The sequence below is a fragment of the Streptomyces sp. RKAG293 genome (genome assembly GCF_023701745.1).
Classification (GTDB): Bacteria; Actinomycetota; Actinomycetes; order Streptomycetales; family Streptomycetaceae; genus Actinacidiphila.
This window is the reverse complement of the sequence record NZ_JAJOZB010000001.1, coordinates 6,365,421-6,391,542: the sequence shown is the minus strand read 5'-3', so window position 1 is coordinate 6,391,542 and position 26,122 is coordinate 6,365,421. Positions and strand designations below refer to the sequence as shown.

Genomic DNA, 26,122 nt, shown 5'->3' with positions numbered 1-26,122 from the left:
TCAGGCCTCGGTGGACTCGGCCGGGGCCTCAACAGCGGCCTCGACAGCGTCATCGGCCTTCTTCTCGGCCTTCTCCGCCTTCTTGGCCTTCGGGGTGATGGCCTCACCCTTGGGCTCGTTGCCGGCGTCCTTGGCAGCGGCCTCGAAGAGGATCCGCTTGTCGGCCTTCGGCTCGGCGACGAGCATCGGAGCCGGGGCCGGCAGGCCCTTGAACTTCTGCCAGTCGCCGGTGACCTTGAGGATGGCCATCACGGGCTCGGTCGGCTGTGCGCCGACACCCAGCCAGTACTGGACACGCTCGGTGTCGACCTCGATGCGCGACGGGTTCTGCACCGGGTGGTACAGGCCGATCTCCTCGATGGCCCGGCCGTCACGGCGGGTACGGGAGTCGGCGATGACGATGCGGTAGTGAGGCGAACGGATCTTGCCCAGACGCTTCAGCTTGATCTTGACTGCCACGGGAGTGGGTTCTCCTGGAATTGACGAGGTTGGGCACAGCGGACACCCACGTGGGGTTGTGGGATTCGTGCGCCCAGCGGACGCGTCAGCCGAAGGAGAGAGGGTTCCTGCACGGCTGTCGAGTTCTCAGCTGGCTATTCTGCCACACGGTGACACGCCCGGCTAATCCGAGCGGCCCAGCGGCTTCGGCTCACCTCACCCGACGCCGGCGCCGACGACCTCCGGGATCCGGAACGCCTGTCCGCAGGCCCCGCACATGATCGGCGCCTGGGCGAGGACCGACGGTACGACGCGGACGTTGCGCCCGCAGTCGCAGACGGCCTTGACCCGCACTCCCCCACCGGACGAGCCGTGCCGCGCCGCCGGACCACGGAAACTGCGTGCCGTGTCCGCGGTGGTCGCGACGCTGTGTGCCTTCAGGGCCCGGTGCAGCCGGTCCATGGTGGCTCGATAGCGCTTCTTGGTGTCGGGGCGCAGACCGACCAGGGAGAAGCCGCTGCTGGGATGCGGCTCCTCGGCATGGTCGAGGCCCAATTCATCGGCGATCGCCAGAAAACGGCGGTTGTGGTAGCGGCCGGCTCGCGACGTGTCACGGACGCCGCGTGCTGCGGCGACTCCGTGCACGGCCTCGTGGAGCAGCCTTTCGAAGGAGAGCTCGGTCCCGCAGGCGGACGAGGACTCTCCGATAAGGGACTCTGGCGCGGCCAGATCCGGCAGTTCGGGGTGGTGCCGTTGAATGTCGGCCCACGCGACTGCCAGCTCGGCGGCGAGAACTGGTGGTGTCGTGCTCACGCCGTGACAACGAGCCGGGGTGGCCCAGTGTTCCGATTCCGGGCCACCCCAAATAATTTGCACTCATCGGTCAGTTCCGGAGGATGCGTCCGGCGCGGGGCGGGAGCGGAGGATAGTGGAGAATCCGAACACCCGCCCCGAAGTCGGGACGTATCACCGAAAAATTACGACCGTTTCCGGCCAGCTACCTTCGGCTACCGCCGGAGAACCGTCAGCGACCAGCGGTCATGGCCCAGCCCGCGGGCGCCGCACGGAACTCCGTACAGAGCTCAGTACGTGGGATCGGTGCGCAGGACTCAGTACGCGCGGGCTACGACCGCGATCGTGCCCGGGGCGTCGTCGGAGTCCGGCACGGTGCCGTCCTCGGCGATCAGGCAGCGCACGGAGACGCTCTGCTCGGCCAGCTTGGCCTCGCCCTCCGGGCCGAGGTCGGCCCACGGGATGCGGGCCCAGCCGGTGGCGGCGGCCTCGGCCGCCTCCCCGATGGTCGCCACGTCCACGGTGCGCGACTCGCGGCGCTCCAGGCTCTCGCGCAGCAGCTGCGCCTGGTCCTCCTCGAGGATCCTGGGGATCAGGGCCTCCAGCGCGTCGAGCGCCACCGGCTCCTTGCCCCCGGGGATCCGGCGGGCCAGCATCGCGGTGCCGTTCTCCAGGTCGCGCGGACCGACCTCGACCCGCACCGGAACGCCCTTGAGCTCCCAGTCCACGGCCCGGCGGCCGAACGGGGTGTCGGTGCGGGCGTCCACCTGGACGCGGATCCCGGCCGCCTTGAGGCGGGCGCCGATCTCGTGCACCTTGGCGATGACGGTGTCGTCGCCCTTGATGGCCAGCACGACCACCTGGACCGCGGCGAGCCGCGGGGGGACGCGCAGGCCGTTGTCGTCGCCGTGCGACATGATCAGGCCGCCGACCATGCGGGTCGAGACGCCCCACGAGGTCTGCCAGACGTGCTCCTGCTTGCCCTCGCCCGACAGGTAGGAGGTGTTGAACGCCTTCGCGAAGTTCTGGCCCAGCTCATGGCTGGTGCCCATCTGCAGGGCCTTGCCGTCGCCCATCATGCCCTCGAGGGTGAGGGTGTTGATCGCGCCGGCGAAGCGCTCCTTGACGGTCTTACGGCCGAGCACCACATCGATGCCGAGGACGTTCACCATGAAATCGGCGTACACGTCCTGGTGGATCCGCGCGGCGTAGGCACGCGCGTCCTCGTAGGTGGCGTGGGCGGTGTGGCCCTCCTGCCAGAGGAACTCGGTGGTGCGCAGGAAGATGCGCGGACGCATCTCCCAGCGGACGACGTTCGCCCACTGGTTGATCAGCAGGGGCAGGTCCCGGTAGCTCTGCACCCACTTGGAGAAGTACTCGTTGATGATCGTCTCGGAGGTGGGGCGGACGACGATCGGCTCGTCCAGCTCCTTGCCGCCGCCGTGCGTGACGACCGCCAGCTCGGGGGCGAAGCCCTCCACGTGCTCGGCTTCGCGCGTCAGGTACGACTGCGGGATGAAGAGCGGGAAGTAGGCGTTCTGGGCACCCGCGTCCTTGATGCGCGCGTCCATCTCCTGCTGCATCCGCTCCCAGAGGGCGTATCCGTAGGGCCGGATCACCATCGTGCCGCGTACCGGGCCGTTGTCGGCCAGTTCGGCCTTGTTGACCAGGTCCTGGTACCAGCGGGGGAAGTCGACCGCCTGAGGCGTGAGAACGGGGGGCTTTGCCATGCCGCAGATGTTACGGGGCGATGACCGCCGGACGTGAATCGGGCCGCCCTCTGGACGCGAGCCCAAAACCGGAGTTGTCTGGCTTTCGGGGACATGCACAAAGCACCGGGGGGCACACGAGGACGGCGACTCGGCTGATTGGGGCGGCTCCGATGACACCCACGCTCGTTCGCGGATCCAGGACACGCGCCGATACCAGGGCGCGGGACTGGGCCGAGATCCAGGAGCGGATGCTGGTACCGCTCTACGAGGCCGTGTACGACCGGCTCGACGTCGGCCCGGCGACCCGGCTGCTCGGGCTCGGCTGCGGATCCGGCCTCGCACTGCTGATGGCCTCCGCCCGCGGCGCGGCCGTGACCGGCTGCGATCCCGACGAACGCCGGCTCGCGCTCGCCCGTGAGCGGCTGCTCCCCGAACCGCGGTGGGGTGCGCCGGCCCGGCGCAGGGCCCGCGCGGAGTTACGTTGCGGCGGTCCCGTACGCCCGGCGGACCGGGAGGGCACGCCGTTCACCATGGTGACGGCGCTGGATCCGGCGTCGCCCTGCGACGAACTGCGGCCGGACCTGACGGCGGCGGCCCGGCTCACGGAGCGCGGCAGTCCCGTGGTGCTGGCCGGCTGGGGTCCCTCCGAGCGGTGTGCCACCTTCCGCGTGCTGTGTGTCGCGGCCCGGCTGGCGGAGCCGCGCGGGCACACCGTCAGCGGCCGGCTCAGCGGTCGCGACGACCTGGAGGAGCTGGCCCGCGACGCCGGGCTGCGGCCGGACGGCTCCGGCCGGGTGGCCTGCCCCTTCGGCTATCCGGACATGGACAGCGCGGTCCGCGGGCTGCTCTCCACCGGCCTGTTCGACCCGGCGGCGGTGGCCACCGACCAGCCGCAGGTGGAGAAGGAGCTGGCGGAGGCGCTGCATCCGTACCGGCGGGCCGACGGGACGGTCCGGATGGAGAACGTCTTCCGGTACGTGGTCGCCCGCGTCTGACCCTGTACGTGATCACCCGCGTCCGACCCGGTACGTGATCACCCGCGTCCGACCCGGTACGTGATCACCCGCGTCCGACCCGGTACGTGATCACCCGCGTCCGACCCGGTACGTGGTCGCCCGCGTCCGACCTCCGTGCCGTTACGCCCGCGGACCGTGCCCCCGCGAGGGGCGGGCGCGCGGGCGTCGGCGCGTCCACCGGCCGGCCCCTCGCCCTGCCGGCGCCGCCGGCCGCCCCTGACCGCCCCGGGCGCCGGGCTTCTGACGGGGCGGCACCCGGTTCAGCTCTTCCGCGACAGCACCCTTGGCACCACTCATGGCACTCCGATGCCACTGCCACTCGCCCCAATTCCGGAGTAAATCGTACGATCAGGTCACAACCGGTACCTTCCTGCCGCCGCACCCCCCGATGGGACGGAGAGGAGCCCGATGACCGATCCGTACCTCCGGGTGCGCGGCGCGCGGGAGCACAATCTGCGCGGGGTCGATGTGGACCTGCCGCGGGACGCGCTGGTCGCCTTCACCGGGGTCTCCGGCTCCGGTAAGTCCTCGCTCGCCTTCGGCACGATCTACGCCGAGGCGCAGCGCCGCTACTTCGAGTCCGTGGCCCCGTACGCGCGGCGGCTGATTCACCAGATCGGCGCACCCAAGGTCGACGAGATCACCGGTCTGCCGCCCGCCATCGCCCTGGAGCAGCGGCGGTCCGCGCCGGGTTCGCGCTCCTCGGTGGGCACGGTCACCACGCTGTCGAACTCGCTGCGCATGCTGTACTCACGCGCCGGCAGCTATCCGCCGGGCGTCACCGAGCGGCTGGATTCCGACGCCTTCTCCCCCAACACCCCGGCGGGCGCCTGCCCGGAGTGCCACGGGCTGGGCACGGTGCACCGGGTCAGCGAGGACTCGCTCGTCCCCGATCCGTCGCTGAGCATCCGCGAGGGCGCGGTCACCGCCTGGCCGGGGGCCTGGCAGGGCAAGAACCTCCGCGACATCCTCGACGCGCTCGGCCACGACATCGACGCGCCCTGGCACCGGCTGCCGAGGGAGGCGCGCGACTGGATCCTGTTCACACCGGAGCAGCCGGTCGTCACCGTCCACCCGGTGCGGGACGCCGGCCGCATCCAACGCCCCTACCAGGGCACGTACATGAGCGCCGAGCGCTATGTGCTGCACACCTTCGCCGACTCCCGGAGCGAGGCGCTGCGCAAACGGGTCCGGCGGTTCATGACGAGCGCGCCCTGTCCGGTGTGCGGCGGGCGGCGGCTGCGCCCGGAGTCGCTGGCGGTCACCTTCGCCGGCCGGGACATCGCCGCCCTGGCCGCCCTGCCCCTCACGGAACTGGCCCGGCTGCTGCGGGAGACGCCCCATGAGGCGGGTTCCGTGGCCGGCACGATCGCCGGGGACCTCGTGTCCCGGATCGAGGCGCTCGGCGAGCTGGGCCTGGGCTATCTGAGCATGGACCGGCCGACGCCGACGCTCTCGGCGGGCGAACTGCAGCGGCTGCGGCTCGCCACCCAGCTGCGCTCGGGTCTGTTCGGCGTCGTCTACGTCCTCGACGAGCCCTCGGCCGGGCTGCACCCGGCCGACACCGAGGCACTGCTGACGGTGCTCGACCGGCTCAGGGCGGCCGGGAACTCGATCTTCGTGGTCGAGCACGACATGGCGGTGGTGGCGCGCGCCGACTGGGTCGTCGATGTCGGGCCGCTGGCGGGCGAGCTAGGCGGCCGGGTGCTGCACAGCGGTCCGGTGGCCGGGCTGGCGTCGGTCGCCGAATCGGCGACCCGCCGGTTCCTGTTCCCCGAGGGGCCGCCGGCCGCCGCACGCGTACCGCGCGAACCGTCCGGCCTGCTGCGGCTGCACGGTGTCACCCGGCACAATCTGCGCGGCCTGGACGCGGTGGTGCCGCTCGGTGTCCTCACGGTGGTGACCGGCGTCTCGGGGTCGGGGAAGTCGACGCTGGTCAGCCAGGTGCTGGCCGATGTCCTGACGGAGCACCTGGGGACGTCCGCCGAGGAGGAGCCGGAGGAGGACGGCGCGGACGAGGTCCCGGTGGGCGGGGGAAGCGCCGCCTCGTACGCCACCTCGGTGACGGGGCTCGAGGCCGTCGGCCGGCTGGTGCGGGTCGACCAGCGGCCCATCGGCCGCACACCCCGGTCCAACCTGGCGACGTACACGGGTCTGTTCGACGCCGTGCGCAAGCTCTTCGCGGCCACCGACGAGGCCCGCAGGCGCGGCTACAACGCCGGGCGCTTCTCGTTCAACGTCGCCACCGGCCGCTGCGAGACCTGCCAGGGCGAGGGGTTCATCGCCGTCGAACTCCTCTTCCTGCCCGGCAGTTACGCCCCCTGCCCGACCTGCCACGGCGCCCGCTACCGGCCGGAGACCCTGGAGATCACCTACCGCGGCGCGAGCGTCGCCGACGTCCTGGCGATGACGGTCGACGCGGCCTGCGACTTCCTGGCCGACGTGCCCGCCGCCGCCCGGCCGCTGCGGACCCTGCGACAGGTCGGGCTCGGCTATCTGCGGCTCGGACAGCCGGCCACCGAGCTGTCCGGCGGCGAGGCCCAGCGGATCAAGCTGGCGGCCGAACTGCAGCGCACGGGCCGCGGGGCGCGCTCGCACACCGTCTATCTGCTGGACGAGCCGACCACCGGGCTGCACCCGGCCGACACCGAACTGCTCATGCGCCGGCTGCACGGGCTCGTCGACGCGGGGAACTCGGTCGTCGTGGTCGAGCACGACATGGATGTGGCGGCCGGTGCCGACTGGATCATCGACATGGGTCCGGGCGGCGGCGACCAGGGCGGGCGGATCGTCGCGGAAGGGGTCCCCGCGCTCGTCGCCCGGTCGCCGCTCAGCGTCACCGCGCACTACCTGACGCCGAAGATCCCCGGCAATCCGCCGGTCTGACCGCCGACGGCCCACCGGTCGGGGGCCGCCGACCCGCACCGACGGTCCCGCCGCGCCGGTGAGGGCCCAGCCGACCGGACCGTTCCCGCACCATCCCCTCCAGGCAGGAGTACTCGACCATGCGGTTCTCCCCCCACGCCCGCGTCTCCCGCGGACCAGGCGCCGTGCTCGGCGTGCTGCTCGGCCTGCTGCTCGCCCTGGTCATGCCGCTCGCGCAGGGGCCGGCGCACGCCGCCGACGCCGCCGCGCCGCGCACCGTTCCCGCCCTTCAGCAGTGGACCGCGGGCAGCGGTTCGTACACGTTCGGCCCCGCCAGCCGGGTCGTGACCGACAGCGCCTACGGGTCCGCGCTCGGCACCACGGGCCAGGTCTTCGCCGACGACCTGACGCAGCTCGCCGGAAGGACCGTCGGCCATGTCAGCGGCCCGGCCTCCGCCGTGCAGCCCGGAGACGTGTTCCTCACGCTCGGCTCGACGGACACGGAGCTCGGCGCCGAGGGATACGCCCTCACCGTCGCCCCGTCCGTCACCGTCCGGGCGCGGACCGACGCCGGGGCCTTCTACGGCACCCGCTCGGTGCTCCAGCTCCTCAAGCAGTCCCCCACCATCGCCGCCGGGACGGCACGCGACTGGCCCGCCAAGCCCGAGCGCGGGCTGATGGTCGACGTCGGGCGCAAGTACTTCACCCTGCCCTGGCTGCAGGGCCAGATCAGGGACCTCGCCTATCTGAAGATGAACTACTTCCACCTGCACCTGTCCGACACCTACGGCTTCCGGCTGGAGAGCACCAGCCACCCCGAGATCACCTCCGCCGCGCACTACACGAAGCAGGAGATCACCGATCTCATCGCGCTCGGCGCCCGGTACCACGTCACCGTCGTGCCCGAGATCGACATGCCGGGCCATATGAACACGACGCTGGCCGCCCACCCCGAACTGCGGCTCGTCAACAGTGCGGGCACCCCGAGCAACCAGTACATCGACCTGTCCAACCCGGCGGCCTACCGCCTCATCCAGGATCTGATCACCGAGTACCTGCCGCTGTTCCCCGCCAAGTACTGGCACCTGGGCGCGGACGAGTACGTCACCAACTACGCCAACTACCCGCAGCTCCTCAGCTACGCCCGCGACCACTACGGGGCGGACGCCACCGCCAAGGACGCCTACTACGGCTTCGTCAACTGGGCCGACGCCATCGTCCGGGGCGCCGGCAAGACGATGCGGATGTGGAACGACGGCATCAAGCCGGGCGACGGCACGATCGTCCCGAACGCGGACATCACCGTCGACTACTTCAACACCTACGGCCTCACCCCGCAGCAGCTCGTCGAGGCGGGCCACATCGTCAACAACTCCAGCTGGAACCCGACCTACTACGTGTTCGGCGGCGGCCGGCCCAACACCCCGTACATGTACGAGACCTGGAACCCCGACGTCTTCCAGGGCGGCGCGACCCTCACCGACCCGTCCCGCAACCGGGGTTCGAAGCTGCACGTCTGGTGCGACAACCCGGACGCCGAGACCGAGCAGCAGACGGCGGCCGGCATCATGACCCCGATGCGCGCGCTGGCCCAGCGGACCTGGGGATCTCCCCCACTGGTGCCGACGCTGGCGGAGTTCCAGCCGATCGTCACCGCCGTCGGCCGGCCGCCCGGCTGGCCCGCCGACACCGCCGCCGGCGACCTGGTCCTCGGCCGCCCGGTGACCGTCTCCAGCACCGAGACGCCCGCCTTCCCCGCGCAGAGCGCGGTGGACGGCAACCAGGGCAGCCGCTGGTCCAGCGCCTTCGCGGATCCGCAGTGGCTGCTGGTCGACCTGGGCGGCAGCCAGGCCGTCAACCGCGTCAAGCTCACCTGGGAGGCGGCCTACGCCACGGCGTTCCAGATCCAGCTGTCGGACGACGGCACGGCCTGGAACACGGTCTACTCCACCACCAGCGGCTCCGGCGGCACCCAGAACCTGACCGGGCTCACCGGCTCCGGACGGTATCTGCGGATCTATCTGACCGGGCGCGGCACCGACTACGGCTACTCGCTGTGGGAGGTCGAGGCGTACCACGACGCGTAGGCCGACGAGCCGGCCCGGAGCGGCGGGACGGGTCAGGCGCCGGGCCACTCCTCGGCGGTGAGCGCGAAGCGCTCGTGGTCGCGCCAGTCGTCGTTCAGATAGAGCATGCGCGGCGAGAAGCCCTCGTGGCGGAAGCCGAGCCGCTTGGCCATGGCGAGGGAGCGGTCGTTGTCCGGCTGCACGTTGATCTCCAGCCGGTGCAGCCCGAGCCCGTCGGGATAGCTGCTGAAGCAGCGGTCGACGACCTGCCGCAGGCCCTCGGTCATCCGGCCGGTGGCCGCGTACGGGAGGTAGCTGTCGTAGCCGAGAACACCGTTGCGGAACCGGGCCCGGACGATGTTCGCGACATTGACCTTGCCGACGATGCCGCCGTCCTCGTCGTTGATGATCAGAAAGGTGCGCAACGACGGGCCCTGGCGGCGCAGCAGCTCGTGGAAACCGTCCGGGTCGACCGGGTTCCACGGGCTCAGATGGTCGGCGGACCGCAGGACGGCCGTGGCGTACGCGTCGGCGTCGCCCGGTCGTGGTTCTCGGATGGATACGCGCATGGCGCCATCATGCCCCGGACGCGAAGAGCGCCCCCTGCTGGGGGCGCTCTTCTGCTGCGGTGCGGGAGGCGTCAGCCCATGAACTTCTTGAACTCGTCGGGGAGTTCGAAGTTCTGCGGCTCCGGGGCGGCTGCCACGCCGAAGGGGTTGTCGGCCTGCTCGGCACGGCGGGCGGCCTCCGCCGCCTCGTCCGCCTTGCGCTTCATGGGGTTGCCGCTGCGCTGCTTGCCCTTGGCCTGCTTGACCTGCTTCTTCTTCTTGTTGCCGCCGCCCATGCCGGGCATTCCCGGCATCCCGGGCATGCCACCGCCCTGGGCCATCCGCGACATCATCTTGCGGGCCTCGAAGAACCGCTCGACCAGGCTCTTGACCGCGCTGACCTCGGTGCCGGAGCCCTTGGCGACGCGGACCCGGCGCGAACCGTTGAGAATCGTCGGGTCCTGGCGCTCGGCCGGGGTCATCGACTTGATGATCGCAGCGGTGCGGTCCACGTCGCGCTCGTCCAGGTTGGCGATCTGGTCCTTGATCTGCCCCATGCCGGGCAGCATGCCGAGCAGCTTGGAGATGGAGCCCATCTTGCGGACCTGCTCCATCTGGGACAGGAAGTCGTCGAGCGTGAACTCCTTCGGACCCTTGGCCAGCTTCTCGGCCATCTTCTGGGCCTCGGCCTGCGAGAAGGTCTGTTCGGCCTTCTCGATCAGGCTGAGCATGTCGCCCATGCCGAGGATGCGGGACGCCATCCGGTCCGGGTGGAAGGTGTCGAACTCGTCGAGCTTCTCGCCGTTGGAGGCGAACATGATCTGCTTGCCGGTCACATGCGCGATGGAGAGCGCGGCACCACCGCGGGCGTCACCGTCGAGCTTGGAGAGCACCACACCGTCGAAGCCGACGCCGTCGCGGAACGCCTCGGCGGTGTTGACCGCGTCCTGGCCGATCATCGCGTCGACGACGAAGAGGATCTCGTCCGGGCTGACGGCGTCGCGGATGTCGGCGGCCTGCCGCATCAGCTCCTCGTCGACGCCCAGCCGGCCGGCGGTGTCGACGACGACCACGTCGTACTGCTTGGACTTCGCGAACTCGATGGAGTCCTTGGCGACCTTGACCGGGTCACCGACGCCGTTGCCCGCCTCGGGCGCGAAGACCGCGACACCCGCGCGCTCCGCGACGACGGAGAGCTGGGTCACGGCGTTCGGGCGCTGGAGGTCACAGGCGACGAGCAGCGGGGCATGGCCCTGGCTCTTCAGCCAGTGGCCGAGCTTTCCGGCCAGGGTGGTCTTACCGGCACCCTGCAGACCCGCGAGCATGATCACGGTCGGCGGCTGCTTGGAGAACCGCAGCCGGCGGGTCTCACCGCCGAGGATGCCGACGAGCTCCTCGTTGACGATCTTGATGACCTGCTGCGCCGGGTTCAGCGCCTGCGAGACCTCGAGGCCGGAGGCCCGCTCCTTGACCTGCTTGATGAACGCACGGACCACCGGGAGCGCGACATCCGCTTCCAGCAGGGCGATACGGATCTCGCGCGCGGTGGCGTCGATGTCCGCCTCGGAGAGGCGGCCCTTGCCCCGGAGGTTCTTGAACGTCGCTGCAAGGCGATCGGAGAGGGTATCGAACACGGTGGTTGCGGGTCCTCGCGTCAGGGGTTGGCGGTGGTCGTCCCCCAGGGTATCCGCTGGTGTGCCCTCCATCGCCGGGCAGGCGGGATTGAGCCTGCCCGGCGACGGACGGCCGCGGCGCTCAGCGCAGCGCCCGCTCCACCTCGCGGGCGACCTCCGCCGCCCGCACCTCGCCCAGCGGAGCGCCGTCCGCGCCGACGACGTAGAACGCGTCGACCGCGTTCGCGCCGAGGGTGCTGATGCGGGCGGAGCGCACGTTCACCCCGGTCGCGGCCAGGGCGTAGCCGATCCGGTGCAGCAGTCCCGGTGCGTCCTGGGCGCGGACCTCGATCACCGTGGCGACCTGGGAGCTGCCGGCGGCGACAGTCACCCGGGGCGGCGGCGCGGCGAGCGCGCGGCGGCGCGGATAGGCCGCCTCGCGTTCGGCGAGACGTGCCTCGATGTCGAGCGAACCGTCGAAGGCCCGCCCCAGGTCGGCTCGGAGCCGGGCGGCCTCCGGCAGCGCCCCGTACTCGGCGGCGACCCGCCAGCTGAGCAGCGTCACCGGCCCCTCCCCGATCGGGTCGACGGACCGCAGGTCGGCGGCGCGCACGGTGAGCCGGTGCAGGGCGAGCACCCCGGCGGCCTGCGCGAGCAGTCCCGGCCGGTCCGGGACGGCGAGCAGCAGCTCGACGCCCAGCCCCTCGGGGGTGTTCTCGTCGCCGCCCTCGGGGTCGGGTTCGGCGTGGGCGTGCAGGGCGAGCACCGGGCCGCCGGTGCGGGCGGCCTCGACGGCGAGGCGTTCCTCCTCGGCCGTCGGCTCGGCGGCGGCGGGCTCCGGCACCTCGCCGCCCGCGAGCAGTTCCGCGACCCGCTTGACGAGGTCGGCCAGGAGCGAGGCGCGCCAGTTGCTCCACGCGGCGGGGCCGGTGGCGAGCGCGTCGGCCTCGGTCAGCGCGTGCAGCAGCTCCAGCGTGCCGTTGTCGCGCACCACGTCGGCGACGCCCTTCACGGTCACCGGGTCGTCGAGGTCGCGGCGGGTCGCGGTCTCGATGAGCAGCAGGTGGTGGCGGACGAGCAGCGCCAGCGTCTCCACGTCGGCGGGGTCGAACCCGATGCGGGTGGCGACATCGCGGGCGATGACTTCACCGGCCTCGCTGTGGTCGCCCGGCCAGCCCTTGCCGATGTCGTGCAGCAGGGCCGCCATCAGCAGCAGGTCGGGGCGCCCGACGCGGCGGGTGAGGCCGGAGGCGCGGACCGCCGTCTCGACGAGGTGCCGGTCGACGGTCCAGCGGTGGACGGCGTTGCGCTGCGGGCGGCAGCGGACCCGTTCCCAGTCCGGCAGCAGCCGGGTGATGAGCCCTTCGGCCTCCAGCGCCTCCCAGACCTGGACGGTGGCCTCGCCCGCGCCGAGCAGCGTGAGCAGCTGCTCACGGGCCTCGGCCGGCCAGGGCACCGGCAGCGGGCGGGCGGCGGCCGCCAGCCGGCGCACCGCGTGCAGGCTGAGCGGCAGCCCGGCCTGGGCGGCCGCGGCGGCGGCGCGCAGCGGCAGTACGGGGTCGCGTTCCGGCTTCGCGGCCAGTGCCAGGACGGCCTCGCCCTCGTGCTCGACGACGCCTTCGGCTAGCGGGGTGCGCTCGGCGGGGGCGGCGGCCGGGCCGGAGCGGCCGATGCCGAGCAGACCGCGGCGGCGCGGGCGCGCCTCGCGGGACCGCAGGACGCGGCCGACCTCGCGCCAGGTGACGTCGGCGGCGTAGCCGATGGTGCGGGCGGCCTCGTAGACCTGGCGCAGCAGCGCGTCGGCGTCGAGCAGGCCGAGGGCTTCGGCGACCTGGTCCTGTTCCTGGAGGGCGAGCCGGTCGGTGGCCCGGCCGGTGACCAGGTGCAGGGCGTCGCGGGCGTCGAGCAGCCGGGTGCGGGCCTCCTCCAGACCGTCGCGGGGGGCGTCGGCGAGCCAGGACGCGGCGACGGCGCGCAGCGCGGTGGCGTCGCGCAGCCCGCCCCTGGCCTCCTTGAGGTCGGGTTCGAGCAGGTAGGAGAGCTCTCCCTGGCGTTCGGCCCGTTCCTGGCACAGCTCGTGCAGGGCGGGCAGCCGCTTGGGGGCCTGGTTGCGCCAGTCGGCCAGCGTGGCCGTCCGCAGGGACGCGGTGAGGGCCGGATCGCCCGCGATGTGCCGGGCGTCGAGCAGCCCGAGCTGGACCTTGAGGTCCTCGGCGGCGGTCTCGCGGGCCTCGGCGGCGGTGCGGACCGAGTGGTCCAGGTCCAGGCCCAGGTCCCAGACCGGGTACCAGATCCGGTCGGCGAGCGCGGAGATCCGGTCCTTGGCGACGGAGCCGTCGTAGAGCAGCAGCAGGTCGAGGTCGCTGCGCGGGGAGAGCTCGCCGCGCCCGTAGCCGCCGACGGCGACCAGGGCGTATCCGGCGACGCCGGTCTCCCCCGCGGCGCCCGCGGCCAGCCCCGCCAGCCATCTGTCGGTGAGTCCCGACAGGGCGGAACGGCGCGGCGGCCCGGACCGCGCCTCCTCGTTGAGGAGACGCAGCCGGGCCGCCGCGTAGCCGCTGGGACCCTCAGGGGTTCCGGCGGCGGATCCGTCGTCCGCTTTCGCTTCGACGCTTTCCGTCACTTGTGCTCCAGCGCTGGGCGCTTGTTGCCAGATCCGGTCCGAATGAGCAGGGACCAGGTCTAGAGGGCGTCCGGGCCGCGTTCGCCGGTGCGTACGCGGACCGCTGTCTCGACCGGGATACTCCACACCTTGCCATCACCGATCTTGCCGGTGCGGGCGGCCTTGACGATGACTTCGATCAGCTGATCGGCGTCACTGTCCTCGACCAGGACCTCTATCCGGATCTTCGGCACGAGGTCGACGGTGTACTCGGCGCCACGGTAGACCTCGGTGTGGCCGCGCTGCCGGCCGTAGCCGCTGGCCTCGGTGACCGTCAGGCCGTGCACCCCGAAGGCCGACAGGGCTTCCTTGATCTCGTCCAGCCGGTGCGGCTTCACAACTGCCGTGATGAGCTTCACGCGTCCACCTTCTTGTCCGAGGCGCCGGCCTCGCTGCTCGTGCTGCCGTGGACGGGTACCGCGGTGGTGCGGACCGTGCCGCCGCCCGCTCCCGCGAAGTCGTACGCCGTCTCGGCGTGTTCGATCTGGTCGATGCCGGTGATCTCGTCGTCCTCGGTGACCCGGAAGCCCATGACCAGGTCGATGAGCTTGGCGAGGATCGCGGAGGCGACCAGGGAGTACCCCAGGACCGCGCCGACGCCGACCGCCTGCTTGCCGAGCTGGTCGAGGCCGCCGCCGTAGAACAGGCCCTTGGCGGTCTGGCCGACGCCGCCGGTGGCGAAGAGGCCGATGAGCAGGGAGCCGACGATGCCGCCGACCATGTGGACACCGACGACGTCCAGCGAGTCGTCGTAGCCGAACTTGTACTTCAGGCCGACCGCGGCGGCGCAGAGCACACCGGCGATCACGCCGACGGCGATCGCGCCGAGCGGGGAGACGGAACCGCAGGCGGGGGTGATGGCGACCAGTCCGGAGACCGCGCCGGAGGCGGCGCCCAGGGTGGTGAAGGAGCCGTGCCGGATCTTCTCGTAGGCGAGCCAGCCGAGCATCGCGGCGGCGGTGGCGACCTGGGTGTTGGTGAACGCGACGGCGGCGACGCCGTCGGCACCGAGCCAGGAGCCGGCGTTGAAGCCGAACCAGCCGAACCACAGGAGGCCCGCGCCGAGCATGACCAGCGGCAGGCTGTGCGGCCGCATCGGGTCCCGCTTGAAGCCGACCCGCTTGCCGATCACCAGGATCACCCCGAGGGCGGCGGCACCGGCGTTGATGTGGACCGCGGTACCACCGGCGAAGTCGATCACGCCGTACTTGAAGAGCCAGCCGTCCGAGCCCCAGACCCAGTGCGCGACCGGGAAGTACACGATCGTCGCCCACAGGGTGATGAAGAGCGCCCAGGCGGTGAACTTCACGCGGTCCGCGAGCGCACCGCTTATCAGCGCCGGGGTGATGATCGCGAACATCAGCTGGAAGACGGCGAAGACGTAGACCGGGATCCCGTATCCGGGCCACAGCTCGGCGATGCCGATGTTGCGCATCCCGAGCCAGTCGGTGCCGCCCATGAATCCGTTGCCGGAGTCGAAGGCGAAACTGAATCCGTAGAGCGTCCACAGGATGGTGATGATGCCGAGGCTGATGAAGCTCATCATCAACATGTTCAGCGCACTCTTGACGCGGACCATGCCCCCGTAGAAGAAGGCCAGGCCCGGTGTCATCACCATGACCAGGGCGGCGCTGAGCAGCATGAACGCCGTATTTCCGGTATCGAGCTTGGGCGCATCAGCGGCAAGCGTCAGGATGGCTGGTGCCATCGGCGTCTCCTCGTCATCCGAGCGGCCCTGCGGGACGGTGCTGGGTGGGCCGGTTATCGCCCAGAGGTTGTCCCAGCCGGGTTTCGCCCGATGCCGCAGGGTGTTTCGACGCGGTGACGAAGAAGTCCTATGTGTTACGTGAAGATGAACCGCTCCCGGCAGGCGCGGGCGCCGTATACGGGACCGGCCGCGGAAGGCACCCGGTTGACCAGGCGTGGGGGAGCCGAGTCGGGCTGATCGGGTGGCCTGCCGCGGCCGGGGTTCTGGAGGGATCCGCCGGTCAGGCGGTTTCGGCCACTTCCGGGAGCTCGACCGCCAGCCGCTCGGAGAGGTCGATGACCTCCGCGATGTCCCCGAAGTCGCGCATCGCGGTGTCGGCGGTCTTGCGGATCCGGGTGTTCACCCGCTCGGAGCGCACTTTTCTGGCCACGGAGATGGCCTTGTGCGTCATGTCGGCGGCCTGTTCCGGGTTCCGCTCCAGGAGGTGGACGGTGGCCATGCCGATGAGGTTGAGGGCGTACGCCCGCTGGTGGACGGAGTCCTGGCCGAACAGCTCGACGGCCCGCTCCATCACGGGGTGGGCGAGCGAGGCGTAGGTGGAGCTGCGGCCGGCGACATAGGCGAGGTCACGGTAGGAGTGGGCGTTCTCCGCGTTCAGCTCGGCCTCGTTGAAGAAGCTGATCCAGTCCGGGTCCTCGCCCTTGCGGGCGTCGGTGAAGGAGTCCTCGGCCATCCGCACGGCCCGGTGGCACTTGCTGACCTGGCCCATGTTGGCGTAGGCGCGCGCCTCGACGGCGTGCAGCATCGCCTGGGTGGTGGCGGTGGCCGAGTCCCGGCTGCCGTACTGGGCGAGGTGGATGAGCTCCAGCGCGTCGTCCGGCCGGTTCAGGTGGATCATCTGGCGGCTCATGCTGGAGAGGATGAACGCGCCCAGCGGCCGGTCGGCGGCCTCCTTGGCGGCGTGCAGCGCGAGCACGAAGTACTTCTGCGCGGTGGGCTGCAGACCGACGTCGTAGCTCATCCAGCCGGCCAGCGCCGCGAGGTCGCCGGTGACCCGGTAGAGCCGCTTGGCGACCGCTTCCGGGTGCGACTCCTGGAGCAGGTCGGTCACCTCGTGCAGCTGGCCGACGACCGCCTTGCGGCGCAGGCCGCCACCGCACTGGCTGTCCCAGGTGCGGAACATCACCGTGGTGGTCTCCAGCAGCTGCAGCTCCGGCTCGGACAGCCGGTTCGGCCGGTTGCCGGTGTCCCGGGGCACACTGGCGGCCGGCGTCGGGAAGCCGCCGAGCGAGGGGGGCACCAGCCACCGCTGCATCGGCTCGACGAGGGCGGGTCCCGCCGAGAGGGCCAACGAGGCTCCGAGGAAGCCGCGGCGGCCGAGCATCAGGTCGCTGCGGGAGAACTCGTTGATCAGCTGGACCGTCTGGGGGCCCGCCCAGGGCAGGTCCACGCCCGATTCCGACGGTGACTGGTGCGCTGACCGCAGCCCCAGGTCCTCGACCGGGACCACGCAGCCGAACCGCTCGGAGAACAGCTCGGACATGATGCGCGGGATCGGCTCACGCGGCTGCTCGCCGTCGAGCCAGCGCCGCACCCGGGAGGTGTCGGTGCTGATGTGGTGGGCGCCCATCTGACGCGCCCTGCGGTTGACCTGACGGGCCAACTCGCCCTTCGACCAGCCGCTGCGCACGAACCACGAGTTCAACTGCGCGTTGGGCTGCTTGTCCTGTGTGCCGCCCACCGGTAGGCCCCCATCCGAGTCGCCCAACGCCCTTACGGCCAAGGCCCGCTGAGTCCAGGACCTCATGCCTTGCCTCCGGCATACCCGGAAGGGACACATGTCTGGCGCTCACGAACCGAAAGTAATCCTACGATCACCCATCCGGCGAGTGCCACAGCGGAAACGCCACCATTCGCCACCCCTTCGAATGAACTCGTCTGCGGCTGTACACGATTCACTTGACACACCCCGGTCAGGCAGGGGCGTAACCATCGGCGACTGCGATCCGTTGGGGGTGTCATGGGTTTCACGATCGGCGGCATTCGGGATATCCGGGCCGGCTCGCGCCGCCGGGAACGCGCCACGGCGTGCACCACGGTGGCGGAGTACACGGGGTTGTGCGGATGGGCGGTCACGCCGGGAGCGCGCGCCGTCCGGGGCGGTGGAGCCTGCTCGTGCGGTGACCCCGGCTGCAAGGAACCGGGGGCGCATCCCCTGGTGTTCGCCGACGAGATCCCGGCCGGCGCGACCCTGGAGCAGGCCGCCGAGGCATGGGCCCAGGTGCCGGGCGCGGCCGTACTGCTGCCGGCGGGCCGGACGTTCGACGTCATCGACGTGGCGGAGCAGTCCGGACGGCGCGCCCTGGTGCGGCTGGAGCGGATGGGGCTGCGGCTCGGCCCGGTGCTCGTCACCCCCACCGGCCGCGCGCAGTTCTTCGTCGCGCCGGGCGCCGCGGCCGAACTCCCGCACCTGCTCTACCGGATGGGCTGGGACGACGCCGACCTCGACCTGCGCTGCCTGGGGCTCGGCGACCACGTCACCGCCCCGCCGTCCGACCTGGGCGGGCTCGGCCCGGTGCGCTGGCTGAGGTCACCGCTGCTCGACTCGGTGCATCAGCCGCCCGAGGCGCGGTTACTGCTCGGCACCCTGGCGTACGTCTGCCACCGCGACCGCACGCCCGGCCCCTGGCTCGTACGGACCTGAGCCCGCACCGCACCCGGCACGGAGAAAAGCCATCACCCGGGGAGGTGCGTAAGGGGCGCCCTCCAGGGAAGGGCGCCCCTTACGTATACAACCGTTCGCGTCAGTGCGGGTCAGTCGCCGATCAGGGCGTCGACGAACGCCTCCGGCTCGAAGGGCGCCAGATCGTCCGGGCCCTCGCCCAGCCCGATCAGCTTCACCGGAACGCCCAGCTCGCGCTGGACCGCGATCACGATGCCGCCCTTGGCGGTGCCGTCCAGCTTGGTCAGCACGATGCCGGTGATGTCGACGACCTCGGCGAAGACCCGGGCCTGGACCAGCCCGTTCTGCCCGGTGGTCGCGTCGAGCACCAGCAGCACCTCGTCGACCGGGCCGTGCTTCTCGATGACCCGCTTGACCTTGCCCAGCTCGTCCATCAGACCGGTCTTGGTGTGCAGCCGGCCCGCGGTGTCGATCAGGACGGTGTCCGCGCCCTCGGCGATACCTTCCTTCACGGCGTCGAAGGCGATCGACGCCGGGTCGCCGCCCTCGGGACCGCGCACCGTACGGGCGCCCACCCGCTCGCCCCAGGTCTGCAGCTGGTCGGCGGCGGCGGCACGGAAGGTGTCCGCCGCGCCGAGCACCACACTGCGGCCGTCGGCCACCAGGACGCGGGCGAGCTTGCCGGTGGTCGTGGTCTTGCCGGTGCCGTTGACACCGACGACCAGCACGACGGCCGGGGTCGTCTCGTGGCTCTCGGTCTTCAGCTCGCGGTCCAGCGAGGGGTCGACCAGGGTCAGCAGCTCCTCGCGGAGCAGGGCGCGCAGATCGGCGGGGGTGCGGGTGCCGAGCACCTTCACCCGGGTGCGCAGCCGGTCCACCAGCTCCTGGGTCGGAGCGACACCCACATCGGCGGTGATGAGGATGTCCTCGATCTCCTCCCAGGTGTCCTCGTCGAGGTGCTCGCGGGAGAGCAGCGCGAGCAGCCCCTTACCGAGCGTGTTCTGCGAGCGGGACAGCCGGGAGCGCAGCCGCACCAGGCGGCCGGCGCTGGGTTCCGGCTGTTCGAGTTCGGGAGCCGCGGGTACCGGCAGCTCCTCCACGGCGACCGGCGCGCCAGGCGTCTCGGGGAGGACGACCTCTTCGATCGTCCGGCGCGGCTCGTCCCGGGGGACCTCCGCTTCGTCCCCGACGCGTGGCTCGGCGGGCGGCGCGGTGATGGTCGGCGTGCTCGGCGGCGCGGGCGGCAGCTGCTTCTTGCGGCGGCTGCCGACCACCAGTCCGCCGGCGGCGACGACCGCGACCAGGGCGATGACTACAGCAAGGATGACGGTTTCCATATCTTCCCCAGTATCGGTCACGTGCGCGGGTGGCCGCGACAACGTGGCCCTCCGGGCCGGTACGTGGTGCCGGCCGGGGCGGGCCGGTGCCGGTCCCTGCCGGCCGGTGCGGGGTCGGGGCCGGGCTCTCCGGCGCGGGGGTCCGAAATCGACTATTCAGGGCCTGGCGGCCCACAAATGGATCGGCAGCATTTCGGACCCCCGCGCCTGCGATCCCGGCCCCTTGCGTCCGAACCCGTTCGTGGCCGGCCCGGTAGCCCGCGTGCAGAACTCTGGATATCTGACGCCATGTCAGTTAGCGTCCGCGTGGTCCATCACCGGCGAAGGGAAGCGTCCGCCATGCCCGTCACGGTCATCCGTTTCAACCTCGTCGATCCCGCCGCCGAGCCGGCGTCACTGAGTGCCCGCTACAAGGCGGCCCTGGAGATGGCCGCCTACGCGGACGACCGCGGCGTAGGAACCGTCCAGACCGAGGAGCACCACGGCGCGGCCAACGGGTGGCTGCCCTCGCCGCTCACCTTCGCGGGCGCGGTCTTCGGTGCCACCCGGCGGATCGCGGTCACCGTCTCCGCCCTGATCGGGCCGCTCTACGATCCGCTGCGGCTGGCCGAGGACATCGCCGTACTGGACCTGCTCAGCGGCGGCCGGCTCGTCACCGTGGCGGGGATCGGCTACCGGCAGGCGGAGTACGACGCGCACGGCCGGGACTGGACGCACCGCGGCAAGCTCCAGGACGAGGTGCTGGAGACTCTTCTCACCGCGTGGACCGGCGAGCCCTTCGCCTACCGCGGCAGGACCGTACAGGTCACCCCGCGACCGTTCACCCAGCCGCATCCGCTGCTGCTGGTCGGCGGCAGCTCGAAGGCGGCCGCCCGTCGCGCCGCCCGGCTCGGTCTGCCGCTCTTCCCCAGCGCGTACCTGCCGGAGCTGGAGGCGTACTACCAGGAGCGGCTCGCCGAGTACGGCACCGAGGGCTGGTGCATGATGCCGCCGGCGAAGGTCCCGCTGCTGCACATCGCCGAGGACCCCGACCGCGCCTGGGCGCAGTACGGCGAGCACCTGCTGCACGAGGCGCGGATGTACGCCTCCTGGCAGTCGGCGGACATCCGCTCCGCCGTGCGCTCGGCCGCCACCGGTGTCGAGGAGCTGCGCCGCGAGGGGGTCTACCGGATCGTCACGCCCGACGAATGCGTCGCCCTCGCCGAGGCCGGCGGGGACCAGGCGAGCCTGGTCCTGCACCCCCTGTGCGGGGGCATGCCGGTCGACGAGGGCTGGCGCAGTCTGCATCTGCTAGCGGAGCAGGTGCTGCCGCGTTTGAAGTGAGGACGCGAGCTAGCCCATCTCCTCCAGCGTCTTGCCCTTGGTCTCCTTCACGAAGATGAGCACGAAGGGGATCGAGAGCAGCGCGAAGCAGGCGTAGATGACGTACGTCCCGGACAGGTTCCAGTCCGCCAGGCTCGGGAAACTCGCGGTGATCGCCCAGTTGGCGATCCACTGCGCGGAGGCCGCGACGCCGAGCGCCGCCGCGCGGATCCGGTTCGGGAACATCTCGCCGAGGAAGACCCAGACCACGACACCCCACGAGAGGGCGAAGAAGAGCACGAAGACGTGGGCGGCGATGAGCGCCACGGTGCCCTCGGTGTTCGGGAGCGTCCCCTCGGCGGTCTTGGCGGAAAAGGCCCAGGCCTCCAGCGCCAGGGAGACGGCCATACCCGCGGAACCGATCAGCGCGAGCGGCCTGCGGCCGATCCGGTCGACCAGGAGCATCGCGATCACGGTGCCGATGATGTTCACGATCGAGGTGGTGAACGAGTACAGGAAGGAGCTGCTCGGGTCGATGCCCACCGACTGCCACAGCGTGGACGAGTAGTAGAACGCCACGTTGATGCCGACGAGCTGCTGGAAGACCGAGAGGCCGATGCCGACCCAGACGATCGGCAGGAAGCCCATCCGGCTGCCGAGCAGGTCCCGGAAGGTCGACTTGTGCTCACTGCGCATGGCGTGTTCGATCTCGGCCACCCGTGCGTCGAGGTCGATGTGCTTGCCCTCGACTTCTTCGAGCACCTTCTTGGCGTGGGCGGTCCTGCCCGCGGAGATCAGGAAGCGCGGCGACTCGGGGATCGCGAAGGAGAGCAGCCCGTAGAGGACGGCCGGGACGACCATCACGCCGAGCATGACCTGCCAGACCTCCAGGCCCATCAGCTTTCCGCGCTGGTCACCGCCGGCCGCGTTCAGCAGGCCCCAGTTGACGAGCTGCGAGATGGCGATGCCGATGACGATGGCGGCCTGCTGGAAGGAGCCGAGCCGGCCGCGGTAGGCGGGCGGGGAGACCTCGGCGATGTACGCCGGGCCGATCACCGAGGCCATACCGATGGCGATACCGCCGAGCACCCGCCACATGGCGAGGTCCCAGAGGGCGAACGGCAGCGCGGAGCCCACGGCGCTGACCGTGAAGAGGGTGGCCGCGATCTGCATGACGCGGATGCGGCCGATGCGGTCGGCGATCCGGCCGGCGGTGGCGGCGCCGATGGCGCAGCCGATCAGGGCGATGGCGATGACCTGGGCGAGGGTGCCGGAGCCGATGTCGTACTTGCCGCGGATGCCCTCGACCGCGCCGTTGATCACGGCACTGTCGTAGCCGAACAGGAAGCCGCCCATGGCGGCCGCCGCGGTGATGAAGATGACATGGCCGAGGTGATCCGGATGGGCCAGACGGCCTTCCCGACCGGCCACAGGTTCGGTACTGGTCAACGTGGACTCCTGGGGCTCGGCGGTGAGCCCTCACATGAGGGGCTGGATCCTCCAGTGTCAGCCGCCCCCTGGGCGGCCACCACTCGAAGGTAAAAGTGACGTTGCAGAGACTATGCCTTCAAGTTTCGAAGTCAACAGGGGGTCCATTGGCTTATCCGATATGGATGGGCACAGCGCTCACCCGCTTGAGTTCACCAATTGAATGCATACGGGCTCAGGCAGTCTTGCGCTTGCCCTCACGCAGCCGCTGGCTGATCACTTTGGAGACCCCATCGCCCTGCATCGATACGCCGTACAGGGCATCGGCGACCTCCATCGTCCGCTTCTGGTGCGTGATGACGACAAGCTGTGAACTCTCCTGAAGCTCCTCCATGAGCCCGATCAGCCGCTGCAGATTGGTGTCGTCCAACGCCGCCTCGACCTCGTCCATCACATAGAACGGACTCGGCCGGGCCTTGAAGATCGACACCAGCAGCGCCACCGCGGTCAGCGAGCGCTCACCACCCGACAGCAGCGACAACCGCTTGACCTTCTTCCCGGGCGGCCGCGCTTCAACCTCCACACCTGTGGTGAGCATGTTGTCCGGATCCGTCAGCATCAGCCGGCCCTCACCGCCGGGGAAGAGCCGGGAGAACACTCCCTCGAACTCACGCGCCGTGTCGTGGTACGCCGCCGAGAAGACCTGCTCGACGCGCTCGTCGACCTCCTTGACGACCTGCAGCAGATCCAGCCGGGTCTTCTTCAGGTCCTCCAGCTGCTCGGTCAGGAACTTGTGGCGCTCCTCCAGCGCGGAGAACTCCTCCAGCGCCAGCGGGTTGACCTTCCCCAGCTGCTGGTACGCCTTCTCCGCGGACTTCAGCCGCTTCTCCTGCTCCGCGCGCACGAACGGCTTCGGCCGGTTGCGGGGGTGCTCCGGATCCTCGGGCAGCTCCTCGCCCTCGGCGGGCAGCGACGGCGGCACCGGATGGTGCGGGCCGTACTCGTCGACCAGCCCGGACGGCTCGATGCCGTGCTCCTCCAGCGACCTGGTCTCCAACTGCTCGATGCGCAGCCGCTTCTCGGCGCCCAGCACCTCGCCCTTGTGGACGAAGTCGGTCAGCTTGTCCAGTTCCGCCTTGAGCTCCCGGCCCTGCCGGCGCTCCTCCCCCAGCTGCGCCTCGCGCTCCGAGCGGGCCCGCTCGGCCGCCCCGCGCTCCTCGTCCGCGCGGCCGAGGGACACCGTCACGTACTCCAGCAGGGCGCGCGCACCGGCCAGCACCGCGGCGGCCACCCGGGCCTCGTACTCCAGCCGGGCCCGGCGCTGCTCGGCGCGGGCCCGGGTCTCCCGCTCGATACGGGCCGCGCGGTCCAGTCCGTCCGCCCGCCCGGCCAGCCCCTTCACCCGCTCCTCGTGGGTCCGCAGCTGAAGCCGCGCCTCCATCTCGGTCTGCCGCGCATTGGCCCCGTCGGCGGACAGCCGGTCCCGTACGGAGGTGTCCGGCTCCTCCTCGCCGGGTGCCTCCACGGCCTCCCCCAGCCGTACCGACAGCTCTTCGAACTCCTCCATCGCCGCGGCCAGCGACTCCTCGGCCCGCCCCACGGCGGCGGCGCTGCGCTCGGCCTCTCCCCCGGCGGCGCGCGCCTGGCCGGCCAGCCGCCCCAGCTGCTGGGCGACCGACGACTTCTCCTTCTCCGCCGCCCGCCGCGCCTGCGCCAGCGAGTCCACGGTCCGTGCGCACGCCGAGCGCCGCTCCTTCGTGTCCCGCTGCTCCTCCGCCAGCGACTCGCACAGCGCCGCCAGCCGCTCCAGCTCACGGGCCGCCTCGTCCACGGCGGCCCGCACCTCCAGCAGGCTCGGCACGCCCGCCGACCCGCCGTGCGCGAAGTGCGCGGCGAGCACATCGCCCTCGGCGGTGACGGCGGTGAGTTCCGGGTGCGCGGCCACGAGGGCCTCCGCGTCGTCGAGGCTCTCCACGACGACCGTGTCGCGCAGCAGACGGCGGACGGCGGGGAGCAGATCCTCGGGCCCGCCGACCAGGCCGGCCGCCTGCCTCGCCCCCGCGGGCAGCGGGGCGGTTTCGGCGCGCGCGTGCGGCACGGAGGCGGCGGCCACGGCGGCCTGCGGCAGCGTCGCCGACTGGGGGCCGGTGGCCGGCTGGTGGGCGGGAGTGCCGCCGGGACCGCCGGACCACACCCCGGACGACGTTCCGTCCGCCAGCAGCAGGGCCGCACGGCCGGCGTCGTCCTTGCGCAGCAGCCGCAGCGCGTCGGCGGCCGCCGCGGGGCCCGATACGGCGATGGCGTCGGCCGCCGCACCGAGGGCGGCGGCGACGGGGATCTCGAAGCCGGGCGCCACGGTGAGCAGTTCGGCGGCGGGGCCGAGCAGCCCGGTGAGCCGGTCGCCCGCGGCGAGCAGCGCGCCGGTGCCGTCCTTGCGGCGCAGGCCGAGCGCCAGCGCGTCGCGCCGGGCGGTGAGGGCGGCGCGCTCGCGCTCGGCCGCGGTGGCGGCGTCGCGGACGGCCGAGAACGCCTCCTCGGCCGCCGCCTGTTCCGCTGTCGCGGCCGCCAGGCGCTCCTCCAGTTCGGAGTCGTCCGCCTCCAGGCCGTCCACCCGTTCCTTGAGCTCCTCGTACTCCTCCTGCGCGGATTCGGCGCGGTCCCGTGCCTCGTCGCGGGCCGTGGCGAGCCGGCCGATCTCCGCCTCGGCGGAACCGGCCCGGCCGCGCGCCGCGTTGACCTGGCCCTGCAGCCGCGCCAGCCCCTCCCGGCGGTCCGCGATGGCCCGCGCCACGGTCCGCAGCCGCTGCTCCTCGGCCGCGAGCTCCTGCTCCAGGGCGGCACGGTGGCCGACGGTGTCGTCCAGTGCCCGCCGCGCCGCGTCGAGAGCCTCCGTCAGTTCCGCCTCTTGCTCACGGATCCGGGCCGCCTCACGTTCCATGTCCTCCGGCTCCCGGCCGCGCCGCTCCTCGGCGGGCTGGCCGGTGGCGTGCCGCACCCGCTGTTCGGCGAGCCCGATCGTGCCGCGCACCCGCTCGGCGAGCTGGGAGAGGCCGTACCAGGTGGCCTGTGCGTCGGCCAGCCGCGGCGCGAGCGCCCTGACCTGCTCCTCGAGCGCGGTCTCGCGCCGCAGCGCGGCGGCCAGGTCCCGTTCCACGGCATCCCGCCGCTCCTTGAGCGACGCCTCGTCGGCGACCTCGGCGCTCAGCGCTTCGCGCAGCGTGACCAGATCGTCGGCGAGCAGCCGCAGCCGGGCGTCGCGCAGGTCGGCCTGGATGACGGCGGCCCGCCGGGCGACCTGTGCCTGCCGTCCCAGCGGCTTGAGCTGCCGCCGCAGTTCGTTCGTCAGGTCCTGGACGCGCGCGAGATTGGCCTGCATCGCGTCCAGCTTCCGCAGCGCCTTCTCCTTGCGCTTGCGGTGCTTGAGCACACCGGCCGCCTCCTCGATGAAGGCGCGGCGGCCCATCGGGTCGGCGTGGAGTACGGAGTCGAGCTGGCCCTGGCCGACGATGACGTGCATCTCGCGGCCGATGCCGGAGTCGGAGAGCAACTCCTGGATGTCGAGCAGCCGGCAGGTGTCGCCGTTGATCTGGTACTCGCTGCCGCCGTTGCGGAACATGATCCGCGTGATGGTGACCTCGGCGTACTCGATGGGCAGCACACCGTCGGAGTTGTCGATCGTCAGCGACACCTCGGCGCGGCCCAGCGGCGGGCGCCCCGTGGTGCCGGCGAAGATGACGTCCTCCATCTTGCCGCCGCGCAGCGACTTGGCCCCCTGCTCCCCCATGACCCAGGAGAGCGCGTCCACCACATTGGACTTACCGGACCCGTTGGGGCCTACGACGCACGTGATGCCGGGCTCGAAGCGCAGCGTCGTGGCGGAGGCGAAGGATTTGAATCCGCGCAGCGTGAGGCTCTTGAGATGCACGCCGTCGGACTCTACCTTCCGTGTTCG

17 protein-coding genes are annotated in these 26,122 nt (G+C 71.6%); 5 read left to right on the top strand and 12 right to left on the bottom strand.

Translation table 11 applies throughout. The annotated features are described in order from the left end of the window. The 3 genes from rpsP to proS form a co-directional block, all read right to left on the bottom strand. Positions 1–459 (bottom strand): 30S ribosomal protein S16, encoded by a 459-nt coding sequence (rpsP, locus tag LNW72_RS28450; protein ID WP_250977958.1) that lies wholly within the window; start codon positions 457–459, stop codon positions 1–3. A 195-nt stretch (positions 460–654) separates the two neighbouring features. Beyond that, complete coding sequence (locus LNW72_RS28445; RefSeq protein WP_250977957.1) at positions 655–1,251, bottom strand: hypothetical protein; 597 nt, start codon at positions 1,249–1,251, stop codon at positions 655–657. A gap of 296 nt (positions 1,252–1,547) precedes the next feature. Then, positions 1,548–2,960 (bottom strand): proline--tRNA ligase, encoded by a 1,413-nt coding sequence (gene proS / locus LNW72_RS28440; protein ID WP_250977956.1) that lies wholly within the window; start codon positions 2,958–2,960, stop codon positions 1,548–1,550. Positions 2,961–3,112: 152 nt separating this feature from the next. On the opposite strand from proS, the gene LNW72_RS28435 reads away from it, so the two are divergent. From LNW72_RS28435 to LNW72_RS28425, 3 genes are all read left to right on the top strand, one after another. Then, positions 3,113–3,937 (top strand): SAM-dependent methyltransferase, encoded by an 825-nt coding sequence (locus tag LNW72_RS28435; protein ID WP_250977955.1) that lies wholly within the window; start codon positions 3,113–3,115, stop codon positions 3,935–3,937. A 429-nt stretch (positions 3,938–4,366) separates the two neighbouring features. Next, complete coding sequence (locus LNW72_RS28430) at positions 4,367–6,844, top strand: excinuclease ABC subunit UvrA (RefSeq protein ID WP_250977954.1); 2,478 nt, start codon at positions 4,367–4,369, stop codon at positions 6,842–6,844. Between the two features lie 119 nt (positions 6,845–6,963). Beyond that, a complete protein-coding gene (locus tag LNW72_RS28425; RefSeq protein ID WP_250977953.1) occupies positions 6,964–8,910 on the top strand; it encodes a family 20 glycosylhydrolase in 1,947 nt (648 codons plus the stop codon). Between the two features lie 32 nt (positions 8,911–8,942). Here LNW72_RS28425 and LNW72_RS28420 read toward each other — a convergent pair whose 3' ends face one another. From LNW72_RS28420 to LNW72_RS28395, 6 genes are all read right to left on the bottom strand, one after another. Continuing rightward, entirely contained in the window at positions 8,943–9,458 is a 516-nt protein-coding gene (locus tag LNW72_RS28420; protein WP_250977952.1) for a GNAT family N-acetyltransferase, read from the bottom strand. 71 nt (positions 9,459–9,529) lie between these two features. After that, positions 9,530–11,071 carry a signal recognition particle protein gene (gene ffh, locus LNW72_RS28415; protein ID WP_250977951.1) on the bottom strand — a complete coding sequence of 514 codons (1,542 nt, stop codon included), beginning with the start codon at positions 11,069–11,071 and terminating at the stop codon, positions 9,530–9,532. A 121-nt stretch (positions 11,072–11,192) separates the two neighbouring features. Continuing rightward, entirely contained in the window at positions 11,193–13,673 is a 2,481-nt protein-coding gene (locus LNW72_RS28410) for a [protein-PII] uridylyltransferase (RefSeq protein WP_250977950.1), read from the bottom strand. Positions 13,674–13,732: 59 nt separating this feature from the next. Further along, positions 13,733–14,071 (bottom strand): P-II family nitrogen regulator, encoded by a 339-nt coding sequence (locus LNW72_RS28405; RefSeq protein ID WP_138356455.1) that lies wholly within the window; start codon positions 14,069–14,071, stop codon positions 13,733–13,735. Further along, entirely contained in the window at positions 14,068–15,420 is a 1,353-nt protein-coding gene (locus LNW72_RS28400; RefSeq protein WP_250977949.1) for an ammonium transporter, read from the bottom strand. The genes LNW72_RS28405 and LNW72_RS28400 overlap by 4 nt, the downstream gene beginning before the upstream one ends. Before the next feature lie 280 nt (positions 15,421–15,700). Further along, a complete protein-coding gene (locus tag LNW72_RS28395; protein ID WP_374117343.1) occupies positions 15,701–17,227 on the bottom strand; it encodes a hypothetical protein in 1,527 nt (508 codons plus the stop codon). Positions 17,228–17,440: 213 nt separating this feature from the next. Here LNW72_RS28395 and LNW72_RS28390 point away from each other — a divergent pair, with 213 nt between their 5' ends. Next, positions 17,441–18,124 (top strand): bifunctional DNA primase/polymerase, encoded by a 684-nt coding sequence (locus LNW72_RS28390; protein ID WP_250977947.1) that lies wholly within the window; start codon positions 17,441–17,443, stop codon positions 18,122–18,124. A gap of 110 nt (positions 18,125–18,234) precedes the next feature. Here LNW72_RS28390 and ftsY read toward each other — a convergent pair whose 3' ends face one another. Continuing rightward, on the bottom strand, positions 18,235–19,440 hold the full coding sequence (ftsY, locus tag LNW72_RS28385) for a signal recognition particle-docking protein FtsY (RefSeq protein ID WP_250977946.1): 1,206 nt from the start codon (positions 19,438–19,440) through the stop codon (positions 18,235–18,237). A gap of 339 nt (positions 19,441–19,779) precedes the next feature. Between ftsY and LNW72_RS28380 the strand changes: the two genes are divergently transcribed. Continuing rightward, positions 19,780–20,763: an LLM class flavin-dependent oxidoreductase gene (locus LNW72_RS28380; RefSeq protein ID WP_250977945.1), complete on the top strand. Its 984-nt coding sequence runs from the start codon at positions 19,780–19,782 to the stop codon at positions 20,761–20,763. A 9-nt stretch (positions 20,764–20,772) separates the two neighbouring features. Here LNW72_RS28380 and LNW72_RS28375 read toward each other — a convergent pair whose 3' ends face one another. Next, complete coding sequence (locus LNW72_RS28375) at positions 20,773–22,191, bottom strand: sugar porter family MFS transporter (protein WP_250977944.1); 1,419 nt, start codon at positions 22,189–22,191, stop codon at positions 20,773–20,775. A gap of 214 nt (positions 22,192–22,405) precedes the next feature. Further along, positions 22,406–26,095, bottom strand: coding sequence for an AAA family ATPase (locus LNW72_RS28370; protein WP_250977943.1), 3,690 nt, complete (start codon positions 26,093–26,095; stop codon positions 22,406–22,408). Positions 26,096–26,122 lie beyond the last annotated feature (27 nt).

Bases quoted from the DNA above. Each gene is read 5' to 3' on its own strand.
- LNW72_RS28420 (WP_250977952.1), bottom strand. From the start codon at position 9,458: ATGCGCGTATCCATCCGAGAACCACGACCGGGCGACGCCGACGCGTAC.
- LNW72_RS28390 (WP_250977947.1), top strand. From the start codon at position 17,441: ATGGGTTTCACGATCGGCGGCATTCGGGATATCCGGGCCGGCTCGCGC.
- ftsY (WP_250977946.1), bottom strand. From the start codon at position 19,440: ATGGAAACCGTCATCCTTGCTGTAGTCATCGCCCTGGTCGCGGTCGTC.
- LNW72_RS28435 (WP_250977955.1), top strand. From the start codon at position 3,113: ATGACACCCACGCTCGTTCGCGGATCCAGGACACGCGCCGATACCAGG.
- LNW72_RS28400 (WP_250977949.1), bottom strand. From the start codon at position 15,420: ATGGCACCAGCCATCCTGACGCTTGCCGCTGATGCGCCCAAGCTCGAT.
- LNW72_RS28425 (WP_250977953.1), top strand. From the start codon at position 6,964: ATGCGGTTCTCCCCCCACGCCCGCGTCTCCCGCGGACCAGGCGCCGTG.
- LNW72_RS28380 (WP_250977945.1), top strand. From the start codon at position 19,780: ATGCCCGTCACGGTCATCCGTTTCAACCTCGTCGATCCCGCCGCCGAG.
- proS (WP_250977956.1), bottom strand. From the start codon at position 2,960: ATGGCAAAGCCCCCCGTTCTCACGCCTCAGGCGGTCGACTTCCCCCGC.
- LNW72_RS28395 (WP_374117343.1), bottom strand. From the start codon at position 17,227: ATGAGGTCCTGGACTCAGCGGGCCTTGGCCGTAAGGGCGTTGGGCGAC.
- LNW72_RS28430 (WP_250977954.1), top strand. From the start codon at position 4,367: ATGACCGATCCGTACCTCCGGGTGCGCGGCGCGCGGGAGCACAATCTG.